Source organism: Xenorhabdus ehlersii (assembly GCF_003610465.1).
Classification (GTDB): Bacteria; Pseudomonadota; Gammaproteobacteria; order Enterobacterales; family Enterobacteriaceae; genus Xenorhabdus; species Xenorhabdus ehlersii.
On the sequence record NZ_RAQI01000007.1, the window covers coordinates 112,350 to 127,647 of the forward strand.

16 protein-coding genes and 2 pseudogenes are annotated in these 15,298 nt (G+C 44.3%); 10 read left to right on the plus strand and 8 right to left on the minus strand.

Annotated elements, in window-relative coordinates:
• Positions 1 to 2: 2 nt before the first annotated feature.
• Positions 3 to 449 carry a DUF6386 family protein gene (locus BDE27_RS18025; protein ID WP_099131720.1) on the plus strand — a complete coding sequence of 149 codons (447 nt, stop codon included), beginning with the start codon at positions 3 to 5 and terminating at the stop codon, positions 447 to 449.
• A gap of 162 nt (positions 450 to 611) precedes the next feature.
• Here BDE27_RS18025 and BDE27_RS18030 read toward each other — a convergent pair.
• The 3 genes from BDE27_RS18030 to BDE27_RS18040 form a co-directional block, all read right to left on the minus strand.
• Positions 612 to 1,453 (minus strand): IS5 family transposase gene (locus tag BDE27_RS18030; RefSeq protein ID WP_120211323.1). Its coding sequence is split into 2 segments (ribosomal slippage): positions 612 to 1,111 and positions 1,111 to 1,453, totalling 843 coding nucleotides; the frame shifts between segments, so codons are not numbered across the junction.
• 47 nt (positions 1,454 to 1,500) lie between these two features.
• Positions 1,501 to 1,797, minus strand: a complete 297-nt coding sequence (locus BDE27_RS18035) for a SymE family type I addiction module toxin (protein WP_099130952.1) — start codon at positions 1,795 to 1,797, stop codon at positions 1,501 to 1,503.
• Positions 1,798 to 1,870: 73 nt separating this feature from the next.
• On the minus strand, positions 1,871 to 2,269 hold the full coding sequence (locus tag BDE27_RS18040; RefSeq protein WP_099130951.1) for a helix-turn-helix domain-containing protein: 399 nt from the start codon (positions 2,267 to 2,269) through the stop codon (positions 1,871 to 1,873).
• Between the two features lie 97 nt (positions 2,270 to 2,366).
• On the opposite strand from BDE27_RS18040, the pseudogene BDE27_RS18045 reads away from it, so the two are divergent.
• Positions 2,367 to 2,855, plus strand: a pseudogene (locus BDE27_RS18045) (CHC2 zinc finger domain-containing protein); the annotation flags it as partial.
• Here BDE27_RS18045 and BDE27_RS18050 read toward each other — a convergent pair.
• Entirely contained in the window at positions 2,827 to 3,018 is a 192-nt protein-coding gene (locus BDE27_RS18050) for a helix-turn-helix domain-containing protein (protein WP_120211393.1), read from the minus strand. The pseudogene BDE27_RS18045 and the gene BDE27_RS18050 overlap by 29 nt on opposite strands.
• A gap of 97 nt (positions 3,019 to 3,115) precedes the next feature.
• Here BDE27_RS18050 and BDE27_RS18055 point away from each other — a divergent pair, with 97 nt between their 5' ends.
• The 4 genes from BDE27_RS18055 to BDE27_RS20235 all read left to right on the plus strand — a co-directional run bounded on the left by BDE27_RS18055 (position 3,116) and on the right by BDE27_RS20235 (position 7,000).
• On the plus strand, positions 3,116 to 5,380 hold the full coding sequence (locus BDE27_RS18055; RefSeq protein ID WP_420882884.1) for a CHC2 zinc finger domain-containing protein: 2,265 nt from the start codon (positions 3,116 to 3,118) through the stop codon (positions 5,378 to 5,380).
• A gap of 89 nt (positions 5,381 to 5,469) precedes the next feature.
• Positions 5,470 to 5,790, plus strand: coding sequence for a hypothetical protein (locus tag BDE27_RS18060; RefSeq protein WP_143707503.1), 321 nt, complete (start codon positions 5,470 to 5,472; stop codon positions 5,788 to 5,790).
• A gap of 15 nt (positions 5,791 to 5,805) precedes the next feature.
• On the plus strand, positions 5,806 to 6,855 hold the full coding sequence (locus tag BDE27_RS18065) for a hypothetical protein (protein WP_099130948.1): 1,050 nt from the start codon (positions 5,806 to 5,808) through the stop codon (positions 6,853 to 6,855).
• A gap of 13 nt (positions 6,856 to 6,868) precedes the next feature.
• Positions 6,869 to 7,000, plus strand: coding sequence for a hypothetical protein (locus tag BDE27_RS20235; RefSeq protein ID WP_274539992.1), 132 nt, complete (start codon positions 6,869 to 6,871; stop codon positions 6,998 to 7,000).
• 34 nt (positions 7,001 to 7,034) lie between these two features.
• On the opposite strand, the gene BDE27_RS20240 is transcribed toward BDE27_RS20235, so the two are convergent.
• A complete protein-coding gene (locus BDE27_RS20240; protein WP_255430702.1) occupies positions 7,035 to 7,157 on the minus strand; it encodes a hypothetical protein in 123 nt (40 codons plus the stop codon).
• A 690-nt stretch (positions 7,158 to 7,847) separates the two neighbouring features.
• Between BDE27_RS20240 and BDE27_RS18070 the strand changes: the two genes are divergently transcribed.
• Positions 7,848 to 8,384, plus strand: a complete 537-nt coding sequence (locus tag BDE27_RS18070) for a hypothetical protein (protein ID WP_244208835.1) — start codon at positions 7,848 to 7,850, stop codon at positions 8,382 to 8,384.
• A gap of 68 nt (positions 8,385 to 8,452) precedes the next feature.
• On the opposite strand, the gene BDE27_RS20100 is transcribed toward BDE27_RS18070, so the two are convergent.
• A complete protein-coding gene (locus BDE27_RS20100; RefSeq protein WP_222941668.1) occupies positions 8,453 to 8,617 on the minus strand; it encodes a DUF1090 family protein in 165 nt (54 codons plus the stop codon).
• 364 nt (positions 8,618 to 8,981) lie between these two features.
• Between BDE27_RS20100 and BDE27_RS18080 the strand changes: the two are divergent.
• The 3 genes and pseudogenes from BDE27_RS18080 to gorA form a co-directional block, all read left to right on the plus strand.
• Positions 8,982 to 9,238, plus strand: a pseudogene (locus BDE27_RS18080) (helix-turn-helix domain-containing protein); the annotation flags it as partial.
• An 852-nt stretch (positions 9,239 to 10,090) separates the two neighbouring features.
• A complete protein-coding gene (locus BDE27_RS18090) occupies positions 10,091 to 10,933 on the plus strand; it encodes a 23S rRNA (adenine(2030)-N(6))-methyltransferase RlmJ (protein WP_099130945.1) in 843 nt (280 codons plus the stop codon).
• Positions 10,934 to 11,139: 206 nt separating this feature from the next.
• Positions 11,140 to 12,492 (plus strand): glutathione-disulfide reductase, encoded by a 1,353-nt coding sequence (gene gorA / locus BDE27_RS18095; protein WP_099130944.1) that lies wholly within the window; start codon positions 11,140 to 11,142, stop codon positions 12,490 to 12,492.
• 71 nt (positions 12,493 to 12,563) lie between these two features.
• Here gorA and lsrK read toward each other — a convergent pair whose 3' ends face one another.
• Together lsrK and lsrR are read right to left on the minus strand one after the other, a co-directional pair.
• Entirely contained in the window at positions 12,564 to 14,156 is a 1,593-nt protein-coding gene (gene lsrK, locus BDE27_RS18100) for an autoinducer-2 kinase (protein WP_167450635.1), read from the minus strand.
• Positions 14,157 to 14,230: 74 nt separating this feature from the next.
• A complete protein-coding gene (gene lsrR, locus BDE27_RS18105; protein ID WP_099130942.1) occupies positions 14,231 to 15,241 on the minus strand; it encodes a transcriptional regulator LsrR in 1,011 nt (336 codons plus the stop codon).
• Between the last annotated feature and the right edge of the window lie 57 nt (positions 15,242 to 15,298).

A 15,298-nucleotide genomic window follows, 5' to 3' on the forward strand; every position in this document is an offset into this window, starting at 1 on the left:
AAATGAAAGATTCTTTTTCTTTCACAACAGATACAGCAACATTAGCTATATTTGATTTGCAAGCAATAAAACATAGAAAAACAGACGCTCCTGATTGGTGGTCTATTCCTGATGATGAGCTACATGAAATGAATGAAGGCAATATTGCCTTTGTGGGCTTAGTTGATGATGGTGTTTATTCTGTTGAATTAGTTGATAATATAGAAAATCCTGATGTTGAAGTGTGTATAAAATTCCCATCGGGAGAAATATTTATTGGTGCAGGAGAAGATACTACAGGCGGGGATCTTGAGCCTGATGACTCAGAATATATATCTGGAAAGAAAATATTTATAACTCCCGGTAGCTATACAATTTTTGTAAAAAAAGAAGAAGATAATTTACGAATTTCATTAGTAAAAGGCGAATGTGATTCTAATAGTTTTCAAGAATCAATCAGATTAGATTAAAAAGTTGGGAATACTTTTAGAGTTTTCCAATTAGCAAAATATGATATGGCTACTTTTGAAATTAAAGGTAGCCATATCTATGTTTTTGTAGTGGAACGTTTTTTATTACCCTGCCTGATAATCCCCAATCAGTTCCCGCATTCTCAATTTAGGCTGCGTCCCTTAATTAGATAACCGCCTGTAAAAGAGTCGAATACAGCCTAATTTCACCATGGACAAATAGTTTCGTGCGGTTTTTTCGTAACGGGTTGCAATACGCCGATTTCCTTTCAGAAAACCGAAACAGCGTTCGACAACATTGCGGTCACGATAAGCCTGTTCATCAAATTGCGTACGACCATCAGCACTGCCTTTTTCATTGATTTTATAAGGAATAACGCTTTTGATCCTCAATTTACGCAGATAACCGCGGAGCTTTCTACTCGAATACCCTTTGTCTGCCAGCACGGCTTTGCCACGTCGTTTCATGAAACCATTTTTGCGTTGTATACCAATGCCGTCGAGCAAAGGGATGGCGGATTGACTTTCATGAGCTTGCCCAGCGGTCAACATCAGGTTGAGGGGAAAACCCTTTCCGTCGGTTGCCAGGTGGATTTTGGTGCCATAACCACCGCGTGAGCGACCCAGCGCATGATCGTCAGTGATATCGGGATGTTTTTTTTCGCGCCTGCGGCATCTTTACTCGCGCGAATATTGCTGCCATCCAGGCAAATTTCAGCCCAGTCAATCAAGCCTTTTTCATCCAGAATGGACAGTAACCGATTAAATATCTTGTTGATAATGCCCGATTTTGACCAGCGATTAAATCGGTTATAGACCGTTTTCCAAGGGCCATAGCGTTCAGGTAAATCACGCCACGGTGCCCCGGAGCACAAGACCCAGAACATCCCATTCATCACACGGCGGTGTTCAACATGTGGACGTCCTGCTCGCTCTGAATGGACCGGGGGCAAACAAGGTTCTATCACTATCCATGCGTCATCAGGAATGTCGTAGCGTGCCATCATCTTTTTCCCATATTGAAAACAGTTTAGATGAGAATACTATCAATTTACATTAAGGGACACAGCCTAATCTCACTGAGCTGGTCTTGCTGGCGCTGGTACTGTTGCTTAATGGTTCGGGTGTCATCGCTGTCAGGGATCAGCACAATGCAGCCCTCCATAATCTTGACGGTGAGTGTACCGCCAATCTCAAAGCCCGCCGCTTTAAGCCATCTGCCTGTTAAATTTATTGCGGGTCGGGGGTTTGGCCTGCCATTTTGCGGCACGTATCCCACAGTGTAATACCGTTCTGTTTTGGCAGCTTTATTTACTGCACGGTTTTGCCTAGAATGCGCCTTAGCCATCATTCAACTCCTTATTAGTTGCTTGTGGTTAGCATTCTGGTCGTGCTCCAACACGGTCAGAATGCGTTAAATCTCAGTGTGTGATATTAATTGCCTGTTTAATCTTCTCTTGGGTGATTGCCATGTCCAGAATGCGGCAAATCACATCCTGATCTTCTGCTTTTAACCCGTCAACCTGCTTACACAACTCTTTTAGCCGCTTGTTTTTAATATCAAAAACGGGCGCGGTTGCCCCTTCTTCACCCAACAGTAAATGGTCAATACTGACTTCCAGTAACTGCGCCAGTTTAATGATGTAATCAAACTGGGGCTTAACCTGCCCCTGTTCCCAGCGTCCTACCATCCTGGGCTGGATATCCAGCAAATTCGCCAGTTCTATCTGTGTAAGCTGTCTGGCCTTGCGCAGCGTGGCAAGGCGTTTACCAAAATCAGTCATAAATGAACAAAGCCAGTTAATGTGTTTGTTCATCATGATAAGTGTCCTTTTTGAGTGCTGGGCTTGAAAGTATTATATTGACCTGTATTATATAGGTCAATAATGACCTTGATGCATTTTAAAGGATTAAGACATGGCTCGCATTCCCGACGCAGAATTACAGCACCTGAAAGCCGCCGTTCCTTTAGTCGCCGTCCTTGAGCAGCAGGGGCGGCAGGTGATTAAACGCGGTAAAGACAGGCTTGTGCTGTGCCCGTTCCATCAGGAAAAAACCCCCTCGATGGTGATCACCCCGTCGAAAAATCTCTATCATTGTTTTGGCTGCGATGCCGGCGGTTCGGTGCTCGACTGGGTGATGAAAACGGAAAATCTGAGCCTGCGTCATGCCTGTGAACGGTTGCGGGCGATGCTCGGCCGCAATCCGGCGGTCGAGCCGCTGGTTGACTCGTCGGAACTGCTCAGCGATGTGGCCGGGCAGCAGGCGCTGCTGTCACGGGTGGTTGAGTTTTATCACCATACGCTGCTCAGTGCCCCGGAAGCGCAGGCCTATCTGACCCAACGGCGGCTGAACCAGCCTGAATTAGTGGCGCAGTTTAAGCTGGGCTTTGCCAACCGCACGCTGGGGTAACCTGCCCCTGTTCCCAGCGTCCTACCATCCTGGGCTGGATATCCAGCAAATTCGCCAGTTCTATCTGTGTAAGCTGTCTGGCCTTGCGCAGCGTGGCAAGGCGTTTACCAAAATCAGTCATAAATGAACAAAGCCAGTTAATGTGTTTGTTCATCATGATAAGTGTCCTTTTTGAGTGCTGGGCTTGAAAGTATTATATTGACCTGTATTATATAGGTCAATAATGACCTTGACGCATTTTAAAGGATTAAGACATGGCTCGCATTCCCGACGCAGAATTACAGCACCTGAAAGCCGCAGTTCCTTTAGTCGCCGTCCTTGAGCAGCAGGGGCGGCAGGTGATTAAACGCGGTAAAGACAGGCTTGTGCTGTGCCCGTTCCATCAGGAAAAAACCCCCTCGATGGTGATCACCCCGTCGAAAAATCTCTATCATTGTTTTGGCTGCGATGCCGGCGGTTCGGTGCTCGACTGGGTGATGAAAACGGAAAATCTGAGCCTGCGTCATGCCTGTGAACGGTTGCGGGCGATGCTCGGCCGCAATCCGGCGGTCGAGCCGCTGGTTGACTCGTCGGAACTGCTCAGCGATGTGGCCGGGCAGCAGGCGCTGCTGTCACGGGTGGTTGAGTTTTATCACCATACGCTGCTCAATGCCCCGGAAGCGCAGGCCTATCTGACCCAACGGCGGCTGAACCAGCCTGAATTAGTGGCGCAGTTTAAGCTGGGCTTTGCCAACCGCACGCTGGGGTATCGCCTGCCCGCCCGACAACTGAAAGCCGGGGCGGAGATCCGCGCACAGCTCCAGGCGGCCGGGGTGTTGCGTGACAGCGGGCATGAACACTTCAGCGGTTCGCTGGTCATTCCGGTGATCGGTCTGGCAGGTCAGGTGCAGGAAATGTACGGCCGCAAAATCCTTGACCGTCTGCGGGCAGGCACCCCCAGGCATCTCTACCTGCCGGGTGCGCATGGCGGCGTCTGGAATGCGGCGGCACTGATGGCCTCGAAAAGCCTGATCCTGTGTGAATCGCTGATTGATGCGCTGTCGTTCTGGGTGGCCGGACACCGCCCTGTCACGGCGGCTTACGGTGTGAACGGGGTGACAGCCGATCACTGGCAGGCCTTTGCCCAGTACGGGATTAAGCAGGTGCTGATCGCCTTCGACAATGACAGCGCCGGCAATGAAGCCGCGGTGAAACTGGCCGTAGCGCTGGCCGCCAAAGGGATCACCCCGCTGCGGGTGATGTTCCCGCCGGGCAGGGATGCCAACAGTTATCTGTGTCAGGTCGCCGAGCCGGAAAGCGCCTTTGCCCTGCTGCTTGAAAGTGCTGTACCGATGCAGGATGTGGCTGGCCTCGTTGCGGTTGAGCCTCAGACGGCTGATCCCGTCACGGTTCCCGAACCCGCCCCCAACACCACACCGGGGGTTGTCTGTGAGTCCGGCGAGAATGGCGAGCTGCTGATATCGGTCGGCACACTGCAATGGTGTCTGCGGGGCATGGGAGCAGTCAAAGCCGGTGCTGCCGCCATGAAACTCAATGCGCAGGTGCTGGACAGGCAAAGCGGGGTGCTGTTCGTGGATGGCGTTGATCTGATGAGTGCCCGCAGCCGGAACAGTTATGCCAGGCTGGCGGCTACCGAACTGGGGCTGGCAGACGGGGTACTGCGGCGTTCACTGGGGCAGGTGTTGCTGGCTGTCGAGCAGTGGCTACAGCAGGCGAAAAACCCGGCGGCGGTGCAACCTGAACTGAATGAAGCTGAACGGGAGGCCGCACTGGCCTTGCTGCAAGATCCGGCGCTGGTCAGTCGTATCACCGCTGATTTAGCCGCCTGTGGTGTGGTCGGTGAATCAACCAATCTGTTAGCGGGGTATCTGGCCGCCGTGAGCCGCAAGTTGCCCAAACCCTTAGCGGTCCTGATCCAGAGCAGCAGCGCCGCAGGCAAGAGCCGCCTGATGGCGGCGGTGCTGAACCTGATACCGGCAGAAGAGCGGGTGCAGTACAGTGCCATGACCGGGCAGAGTCTGTTTTATCTGGGGGAAACCCATCTCCAGCATAAGATTTTGGCGATAGCGGAAGAAGAAGGCGTGCGGCAGGCCGCCTATGCGTTGAAGTTGTTGCAAAGTGATGGCGAGCTGACGATGGCAAGCACGGGCAAAGATGAGACGATCGGAACACTGGTCACCAAAAGCTACACGGTGAAAGGCCCGGTGATGCTGATGTTGACGACGACTGCCATTGATGTGGATGAAGAGCTGCTGAACCGCTGTCTGGTGCTGACGGTCAATGAATCCCGCGCACAGACCGAAGCGATCCATGCGGTGCAGCGCCATAAACAAACGCTCGAAGGCCTGTTGGCTGAGAACGAGCGGGAGTATCTCACGGCCCTGCACCAGAACGCCCAACGGTTGCTTAAACCGTTGAATGTGGTGAATCCCTATGCCGCGCAACTGACCTTTATGTCCGACAAAACCCGTACCCGCCGTGACCATATGAAATATCTCATCCTGATCCGTTGGGGCTGACAGGTGGTTTGAACCATTATTCATATGTGGAAAATCCGACCGGATGGATAGATCCTCTCGGATTGAAGCAAGACGAAATCATCCGGTATATGAGTAAACTAGAGGCTCAGCGTTCAATGGCTGCCAGAGGTGGAAAAGGAGGGCTTATTCCTCATAAAGATGGTGAAAAAGCTGTTTGGGTAAACCATGATGACAACCCTGGGCGCAACCCCGGTAATGAAAAATATCGTGCTGTTATTACTGTCAAAAAAGATGGTGTAGATATACTTAACAAGCATACAGATATAGCTAAAGTCGATTATAAAGAAACAGGATTTAAAGATGGAGTTTTATCAAAAACTAACGAACCTAAAGCAAAAGGAATAGGTTTTAGGATAAATTCAACGAAACTATTAAATCAATCCAAATAGAATCCAGAGGAAAAGATGGTAAGTGGAAAAAATGCCCGAAACCATAAAATGAATATTTATAATATATTCTCGTACAAACTGGAAAACTTTCTTAATGTCAGATCCTGTAAGAAAGCGTTTGATGGTATCTTCTATATAGAAGATGAAAAAGATCTATTTCTGATTGCAGCAAAAAAAAGTAACGGCAATGCCGTTACTTTTACTCGCTGGCATGATCTAATTTCATTGAAAAGATTGAAGAAAAAGCTTATTGAGAAAGGATTCAATGAAGGGGACTGTGAATCCATTATATTAATTCTTTCTAGATTTTCTTACTTGTTTCAAATTAATAACAGGGAAAGGATGAATCAGGATATATTTATATTTTATTATGTCCTGCAATTGGCTTGTTGTAGTGGTGATCATGACCATCATATAGATGATGAAACAAAGAATTTTATGTTTCGTTTTCTTCTTTTTGAATTAAGCATGGATTATGACTCATATACGAGATTTAAAATTGAGGAAGGTGATATATTCTTTTATTCTCATAGTGGAAAAAAATACAAGCTTTCCAATGTGATAAATTTCATATACGACACTTTTCAGGAAGAAAAAAATAAAGAGTTAAACTTACTTCTTTTGATTAAGGAATTTCAATTAGGTGTTATTGATTTACTGACAAAACCAAGAGATATTGAAGAGGTTGTAAAGTTAAATGATTATAACTTACATTTAATAGACCCTTCTGTTTTTGTAAAGACCTATAAAGTAAACTATAAAAAAATAGTATCGTCATTAGTAGATGTAACAAATAATTGGCAATCCACCAGTAATTTATTTATATCCAATATGATTCTTATGAATTATTCATATTATATCTTGAGGGATAATTCAAGAAATATCATGAAGTTAAAGAGGATTATTAAAGATGATAAAATATTCTCAGATATTTTAACAGCAATAGTAAAAAGGAAGTTTCATGTAAAAGAAGAGTTCTTGTTTAAACCGGAGTTACAAAAATACATTAAGAAATCAACAAAAAATGAATCATTTTTTTATAATATAATATATAGTCAACAATAAATTTTTTTGTTGTATGGCAGGCTCCTATAAAAATAAAAATAAAAATAAAAATAAAAATAAAAATAAAAATAAAAATAAAAATAAAAATAAAAATAAAAATAAAAGTATTTTTATTATAGAGCTTGCCATTATTTTAATAATCTGAAAATATTTTCATAATATTTCGGCCTTTTAATTATCTATCCCGCCTTATAATCTTCAATCAGTTCCCGCATCCTCAGTTTAATCTCACTGAGCTGGTCTTGCTGGCGCTGGTACTGTTGCTTGATAGTTCGGGTCTCGTTATTGTCAGGAATAAGCACCAGACAGCCGTCCAGGGTTTTAACCGTCAGGCACCACGATCAAGGCTTATTGATTGATCCGTATCCGGCAACAGATCTGCGTTTTGCTACAGGGCATGTAAGATATGTGAATGCAAAAGTACACTGGTATGTATAAATTACCGTTATTTCCTTTCTCTTTCTGATGATTTCTTAATGTAACAAATTAGACACACGTGATTGTCCTAAAACTATCATAAAATCACGTTAGCAACTATTTATCTAGTTTATTATTTGCTTACCATGTTTTTCTATTTGAAATCAAAAAAAATGCGGGTACAATTACTATACTTTTTAGTCATCCAGAGTGTCCCTGTATAACTCTCTTGGTACTAAATATTAGAAGTAGGCATCTATTTTTATCTTGTAAACCGCACTTAAGATACCAAATAGTAATTGTATAACAAACGCTTGTAAGTAATAAGTGATGTGGAGTTGTCTCTACAATTCAAGATATACCTTCATAGCATATTGTAAATTCTAAAAATATCAGGCTGCTGTTGGAAAGGCAGAAGGGAGTGTTTTTTGCCTGGGTTTATCAGTGCCGTGATGCAAGATGTGGCAATAAAAATGAAGTTGTAAAATTCATAAGGAATAGTATTAATTATTTGATTTTAAAGGTTAAAATTCCAAGGCCGTTTTCTCATATCAAATTTGATTATGAAGGGGGGAATGATGGTTTTCCGTGGTGTCAACAAAAGTAATATGATTATTTTTTCGTTAATCCTGGGAATTGCTATTTTATTTTTTTCTTTTGGAAACAGCAGATTAGGGATTATTGCTTACGCCGATAAGCATTGCCAGAGAAATACAACCTGTTTGATTGATATGAATAAAATTATTCCTTTTGACTGGGACAAAATGTATATCATCGACAAAGGCATCGCACCGGAGGATATTGAAAAAATCATCGGGACAAAGTTTAATTACGAAACCAGCCTTTTTTATAAAATTATTTTTGTCAGAGATCAGAAGGTGATTTATTCAGATGAATATCATCCACCAGGTGAGTCTTATATGAAAAAATTTATTAAGCCTAATTTTCATTATCCTCATGAAAGAGAAGGAAGTTATTTTAGTCATTATGCTATTTCTAAAGATAATTCCATTCTTTCAGTGAAAATTGAAAACGAACCGCTTATGAGTGATAAAATTTATTACAATATCTCCCCTTCTAATGCGCAGCAAATTAGAGGGAGAGAGCTATAAATCTATTGGATGATAAAATAAATACAGGATTAGATGCAGGCCGTGTTTTGTATGTGGCCTGCACTTTTTTATTTATTTTTTGCATTGTCTTTCACTGTTTCTGGCTTATTGTTTTGTTCTTGCAGAAGTTCTTCCAGAGCACATGTAGTCTTTATGTTTTCCAAAGTGCGAATTAATCCTTTTATCAGACGATTATCTTCATCTGCTTGAGCATACTGGAGCTGTTTTTCCAACGTTTTTTCTTAATCTCACATCCCGTCTTACCCCAGTTTGCATAGGTAACACTCATACTGAAAACGATCAATACAGATAAGATCACTGTTTTCGACATCATGAATTATTCCTAAGATTTTGAGATTAATTATCTGAAATTTTATACGCTGATCTTGCTTTGATCCTGAAAACTCCCCCTTAGATTCACAACGAAGAGAGCAAAAAGAGGCATTTATCTTTTTTATTGAGAATGAGGCTATAATGCCCCTTTAGTTGTCTGATAGGGCATCAGGCAAGTTATCAATATTTTGCTCTCGGGGTTAAATCCAATGTTAAGTTATCGCCACCATCAATATTAATTAATGGAAGGGGTAACAGGAATGTAACGTTAAAAATGACTGGCATCAGCCGACATTATCGCAGCATTGCGTAAGCGTGGTACAACCTTAGCGGCTGTTTCTCGTGAAGCGGGACTCAGTTCATCTACACTGGCAAACACTCTTAGTCGTCCGTGGCTGAAAGGCGGATGGATTATTGCCAACTATCTTTAAATACATCCCTCAGAAATCTGGCCTAGTCGATATTTTGATGGCGATGGTCAGCCTATTGAACGGACAGTACGTAAAGTTTCCATTGAATAGTTCTATTTCAGTGAAATCAGTCATGAGATAAAATGATACTTGTAATTATAATTTGATACTCATGGCTAAGTATCTTTATATTCATTTCTTGATTTTTTGTGTTCTGATCGAGGCTCAAAAAATATTCTGTTAGTGAGAGCGAACAAAAACAGTTTTATACCTATGGAATAACTGTAACCGATGTCTTTAGCTTGTTCTAATATTCTCAAAAAGGAAACGGATAAATAGATAAAGAAAAGGTAATTTAACCAATTGAATTTGGAGGTCATTATATATAATGCAATGGCGATTATAATAAAAAATAGAGTGGCTCGTTTTACAGGTTCCATATTTTCATAGGCCAGCCATTTTATCCAAGCGGTAAAATCATAGGATGTTTCATTTTTTACTAATGCAAAACTTTTGAGTAAGGTAACTTGTTCTGTAAGTGTAAATAGTTTAATTATTGACTTCCTGATTTTTTTGTCATGAGTAAATCGCATAGCTATCCCAAATTTATCAGATTAAATCGAAATTTATTTTTAATTCAGAATATTAAAATAAGTAGTGGTACTTATTCAAGTATGATAATTAAATGAACTTAAAAACAGAATTTGGTTACGCATTAAACCCATTGATTAGCACTCTGGCCTCATTTTTTCCCTGTGGGGTAATCAGTTTCCCCACACTTCATGTCTCTTTAACCTACATTTACTCTTTTTAAGATGCGATGACAGTACTTACTTTGTTACTATGCTTCGTTGTGTTTTAGTGCTCGTGCAATGAATTGTGGGGTAATGCGTGGGGTAATAAAATGACTTTTTCACCTTATGTAGAACTAAAATATATTAAAAATCAATAGGAAATAAATTAATGCTGAGTTATCGCCACAGCTTCCATGCCGGCAACCACGCTGATGTGTTAAAGCACGTAGTACAAAGCCTGATCATTGAGTCGCTTAAAGTAAAAGAAAAACCTTTCCTGTATCTGGATACTCACTCTGGCGCAGGCCGCTATCACTTGAGTGGGGAACATGCCGAGCGCACGGGAGAGTATCTGGAAGGTATTGCCCGTATTTGGCAGCGTGATGATATCCCCGAAGAATTGGCGGCGTACATGGATGTTGTGAAGGCGCTGAATCCACAAGGCTCTTTACGTTATTACCCAGGCTCTCCGCTGATTGCCCGTCATTTATTGCGGGAGTATGATGAGCTGAATCTGAGTGAATTGCATCCCAGCGATTTTCCTCTGTTACGTACGGAATTCTCCCGCGACGGACGTGCCCGTGTCCTGCGGGAAGATGGTTTCCAGCAATTAAAATCAAAGCTACCACCAAAAAGCCGTCGTGGGTTTGTACTGATTGATCCGCCTTATGAATTGAAGTCGGATTATCAGAATGTCGTTCAGGGTATTCAGGAAGGGTATAAGCGCTTTGCTACAGGTACTTATGCACTGTGGTATCCCGTTGTTCTGCGTCAGCAGATTAAACGCTTGGTGAAGGGGCTGGAAGCTGCTGGTATTCGTAAGATTTTACAAATTGAACTTGGTGTTCGCCCTGACAGTGATCAACGTGGTATGACGGCATCAGGTATGATCGTCATTAATCCACCGTGGAAATTAGAACAACAGATGAAGGCCGTATTGCCGTGGTTGCATCAGGTACTGGTTCCTGAAGGTACAGGACATACATCAGTAGAGTGGATTGTCCCCGAATAAGGTAAAGGTTCAGCGTGGCGTCCTTATTAAAGGTATCGTTATTCAATAGATTACCTCTGAATAAACTGTGACGCGATATCACTCGATAGCTGTGGCCTATGGCAATAAGAGTTAGAATCGTCCACCGTCAATGATAACTTTTTGTAATAATGACGTTAGGTTGAACTTTGGCAGTAACTTAATTGATTAGACGGAAGTGACCTAAGATGAGTAAACATTACAATTATATTGCAATTGGTGGCGGCAGTGGCGGCATTGCTTCCATTAACCGTGCAGCCATGTATGGGCAAAAATGTGCCCTGATTGAAGCAAAGGCATTAGGTGGAACATGTGTTAATGTGGGCTGTGTACCAAAGAAAGTGATGTGGCACGCTGCTCAAGTTGCGGAATCTATTCATCAATATGGCCCCGATTATGGTTTTGATACCACCGTTAATCATTTTGACTGGAAAAAACTCATTGCCAGCCGTACTGCTTATATTGATCGTATCCATCAATCATATGAACGTGTATTGAATAACAATAAGGTCGATGTCATCCAAGGATTTGCCCGTTTTGTTGATGCACATACTGTCGAGGTTAATGGCGAAAAAATCACGGCCGACCATATCCTGATCGCGACAGGTGGTCGCCCGGTACGTCCAGATATTCCCGGTGCGGAATATGGCATTGATTCAGATGGTTTCTTCGAGCTTAATGAAATGCCCAAGCGTGTTGCTGTGGTAGGGGCTGGCTATATTGCTGTTGAAATCGCGGGTGTTTTGAACGCGTTGGGTAGTGAAACACATTTGTTTGTCCGTAAACATGCACCTCTGCGCTCTTTCGACCCTATGATTGTGGAAACGCTGTTGGAAGTCATTAAAACTGAAGGGCCAACATTGCATACAGAAGCAATATTACAGTCTGTAATTAAAAATCATGATGGTAGCCTGACGGTTAAATTGCAGGATGGCCGGGAGCAGGTTGTTGATACGCTTATTTGGGCGATTGGGCGTGAGCCAATGACAGATAAACTGAATCTGGTCGCAACAGGTGTTGAACTGAATGAAAAGGGTTATATCCAAGTCGACAAATATCAGAACACCAATGTTAATGGTATTTATGCGGTTGGTGATAACACGGGCGCGGTGGAATTGACGCCGGTTGCGATAGCAGCAGGGCGTCGTTTGTCTGAGCGTCTGTTTAACAACAAACCTGATGAGCATCTGGATTACACCAATATACCAACAGTGGTATTCAGCCATCCGCCAATTGGTACTGTAGGTTTGACGGAGCCACAGGCAAAAGCTCAGTATGGTGAAGATGAGGTTAAGGTTTATACATCATCATTCACCGCAATGTACACTGCAGTGACACAGCACCGCCAGCCATGCCGTATGAAGCTGGTCTGTGTGGGAGCCAATGAGAAGATAGTCGGTATTCACGGTATCGGCTTTGGAATGGATGAAATACTGCAAGGTTTTGCGGTTGCGCTGAAAATGGGGGCAACGAAGAAGGATTTTGATAATACGGTTGCTATTCATCCCACGGCGGCAGAAGAGTTTGTGACTATGAGATGAGAGATTAGAAAATCTCCTCTTATCAGTTGATCCAGCATTGGCCTCTAATTGTTAAAGAGGCCAATAAAAAATCACAATCCTGGCGCCTTCCATAATGAAGTCGTCAGCCCGTCATCTACCAGATGCAGTTGGTCTGCATACACCGCCTGCCAATCTTTTTTCGCTTTCTGGTAAACCTCACGGTGGCTTAAATTCGGTTGATATTCCCGCTCCCAACGTACTAATCTTTCTCCCGTTGCGGGCATGGAATCATATAATCCAACACCGACCCCGGCCGCTATTGCACAACCCAATGCCGTTGCTTCTTTTACCACCGGCACCCGAACAGGTAATCCGGTAACGTCAGACAGAATTTGGCTCCAGAGTTTGCCTTTTGAACCACCGCCTGCGAAGACCAGCGAATCTGGTTGGACGCCAGAGAAAGCCGAGACCATATCGAGGTTACAGGCCGAGACGATAGCTGCGTTTTCTTCCAGTGCCCGGAATAACGTTGCTTTGTTGCATTTTTCCGGATCAATCGAGAGATTGAGAAAAGATGGAGCGGCGTGATACCAAGATTTAAAGCGCATGACATCGGAGAAAATTGGCATGACACCATAGGCACCGGCAGGAACCCTTGCCGCCATATCTTCCAGCAGATTATAGGCATCAACGCCCAGTCGTTCCGCCAGCAATTTTTCTTCTGCGCAAAAAGCATCGCGGAACCAGCGCATGGTGAGACCAGTGAAGAAGCTAATGGATTCTGCTTGTGCCATGCCGGGAATAACATGTGGGTTGATACGAATGTTCATGTTTGGATCGGTGATGGGTTCAGGCAGATTGACGACTTGCTGCCAGAATGTTCCGCCGAGTACTGCGGTCTGGGCGGGTTTAACGACACCAATACCAAGACAGCCGAGTTGAACGTCTCCGCCGCCCATAATCACGGGGGTGCCGCTGCTCAGGCCGCATTCTGCCGCTGCCTTTTCCGTAATATAGCCGAGCAAGATTCCCGTTTCTTTGACGGGGGAGAGGATGTCAGAGCGCAAGCCTGCCATCTCCAACAAGCTGGGACGCCAGTCGCGGCTGGTTAAATCCAGCATGCCTGTTGTGCCCGCGTTAGAGGGATCAACGGCCAGCTCGCCACTTAGCATATAAGCCAGCCAATCACTGATCATGGTTAGGGTACTGGCTTGTTGATAGATATCAGGACGGTGATGCGCTAGCCAAAGCAGGCGTGGCATTGCGCCTAATGCTAATGTTTGGCCGGAATAGCGGTAGACGTCATATTCAAAGGTATTATTGTAAAGTTCTTTCAGCTCGCTAACTTCATGGCTGGAGCGGGCATCTACATTGGCACATGCCCAGATAGGATCGCCCTCGCGATTATAAAGGACAATCCCTTCCCGCATTGAACAGGCTGCAACGCCTTGAATTGCATTGGCAGGCAATTCCGCCTTTTGCAGGGCCTGCCGAATGCATTGACAGGCTAGTTGCCAGTTATTTTTCAGATCGAATTCCATTGAACCTGCAACATTCGGTACAGGATGGTGTATCCATTCAGCTTGTCCAACGGAAACCTGATTCCCTTCGAGATCAAATATAACTGCACGGATACTGCCAGTTCCTGCATCAAGCGCCATCAAATACTTCCTTGATGGGTGAGCATGAGCGCATTGATTCATAATACTATCCTCGTCTGTTGTTATTTTCTTTTTATTCGATATGGCACAGGGGATGGATAGAGATTATTCGTCGATCAAATTAGCATAGCTTTCGCGGTCTGTTCTTCTGTCACCAGTGAATTGATGTAACCTCCTTTCAGTGCAGCAACGATAGCGTCTGCTTTTTCGATGCCACCTGCCACACCAATCACGTTCGGGATGGTTTTCATTTCTGGCAATGAGATACCGATCAGTTCCTGATGGATATCAATATTGCTAACCAATTCACCTTCCATATTGAAGAAGTAACCAAGAATGTCGCCGATAGCACCTTTGCGGCCAAACATCAATTGTTCACCATCGCTGATATAGCCGGAACGCATGATAGTTGCATGTTGCTTCTGTTTGATGGCACCGATACCGACGATGGCGATATCGGCCGCACAAGCTGCCAAAATCACGTCCCGTACACTGCGTTCTTCGCGGAATGTTGCCGCGACTTGATGGGTGGAGGCTCGTAGTGGTGCAGGAATGATGCTGACAGGGCAGGCCGCATCAAGCTGGCCAATGCCAGTCATATAAGGGCCAACACCGCCTGACAGCGTCACCAACCGAATTTGCTGGGATGAGATAAAACCGCTCAGATACTGCAAAGTGCACATGGGCGTTTCACCAAATCCAATCGCCAATAGCTGGTGAGGTTCAATCAGCGCCATTAACAGATGAGCGGCTCCGATGCCGAGACGGGCATTCAGATTCATGCCATCAAGGGTAGGTAATACGCGAACCTGTTTGAGATTAAAGCGTTTTTGCAAAGCATTTTCCAACTCCAAACACCCTTCATAGCGTGAATTGATCTGAACGCGGATCACGCCAGACTGCCGTCCTTTTTCTAACAGACGGGAGACTTTCAGGCGACTGAGGCCGAGTAATTCACCGATGTCTCCTTGCGTCAGACCATCGTGATAGTAAAACCAGGCAATGCGGGCCATCAGCTCTTCTTCACTCATGCTGTTTCCTGGATAGTTGTAGCTTGAATAGTCAATTTCCTCGGATAATACGCTTTTCTCTGATACTGATTGTTTCTTGGTTGATTTGATCGACATAATAACTTCTTTATCCACGAGGAAAGAATAAGCATAAATATCTCTAATGTACTAGAG

Coding starts and splice junctions, on each gene's coding strand:
- BDE27_RS18025 (WP_099131720.1), top strand. CDS start 3: ATGAAAGATTCTTTTTCTTTCACAACAGATACAGCAACATTAGCTATA.
- BDE27_RS18035 (WP_099130952.1), bottom strand. CDS start 1,797: ATGGCTAAGGCGCATTCTAGGCAAAACCGTGCAGTAAATAAAGCTGCC.
- BDE27_RS18040 (WP_099130951.1), bottom strand. CDS start 2,269: ATGATGAACAAACACATTAACTGGCTTTGTTCATTTATGACTGATTTT.
- BDE27_RS18050 (WP_120211393.1), bottom strand. CDS start 3,018: ATGATGAACAAACACATTAACTGGCTTTGTTCATTTATGACTGATTTT.
- BDE27_RS18055 (WP_420882884.1), top strand. CDS start 3,116: ATGGCTCGCATTCCCGACGCAGAATTACAGCACCTGAAAGCCGCAGTT.
- BDE27_RS18060 (WP_143707503.1), top strand. CDS start 5,470: ATGAGTAAACTAGAGGCTCAGCGTTCAATGGCTGCCAGAGGTGGAAAA.
- BDE27_RS18065 (WP_099130948.1), top strand. CDS start 5,806: ATGGTAAGTGGAAAAAATGCCCGAAACCATAAAATGAATATTTATAAT.
- BDE27_RS20235 (WP_274539992.1), top strand. CDS start 6,869: ATGGCAGGCTCCTATAAAAATAAAAATAAAAATAAAAATAAAAATAAA.
- BDE27_RS18070 (WP_244208835.1), top strand. CDS start 7,848: ATGATGGTTTTCCGTGGTGTCAACAAAAGTAATATGATTATTTTTTCG.
- BDE27_RS18090 (WP_099130945.1), top strand. CDS start 10,091: ATGCTGAGTTATCGCCACAGCTTCCATGCCGGCAACCACGCTGATGTG.
- gorA (WP_099130944.1), top strand. CDS start 11,140: ATGAGTAAACATTACAATTATATTGCAATTGGTGGCGGCAGTGGCGGC.
- lsrK (WP_167450635.1), bottom strand. CDS start 14,156: ATGAATCAATGCGCTCATGCTCACCCATCAAGGAAGTATTTGATGGCG.
- lsrR (WP_099130942.1), bottom strand. CDS start 15,241: ATGTCGATCAAATCAACCAAGAAACAATCAGTATCAGAGAAAAGCGTA.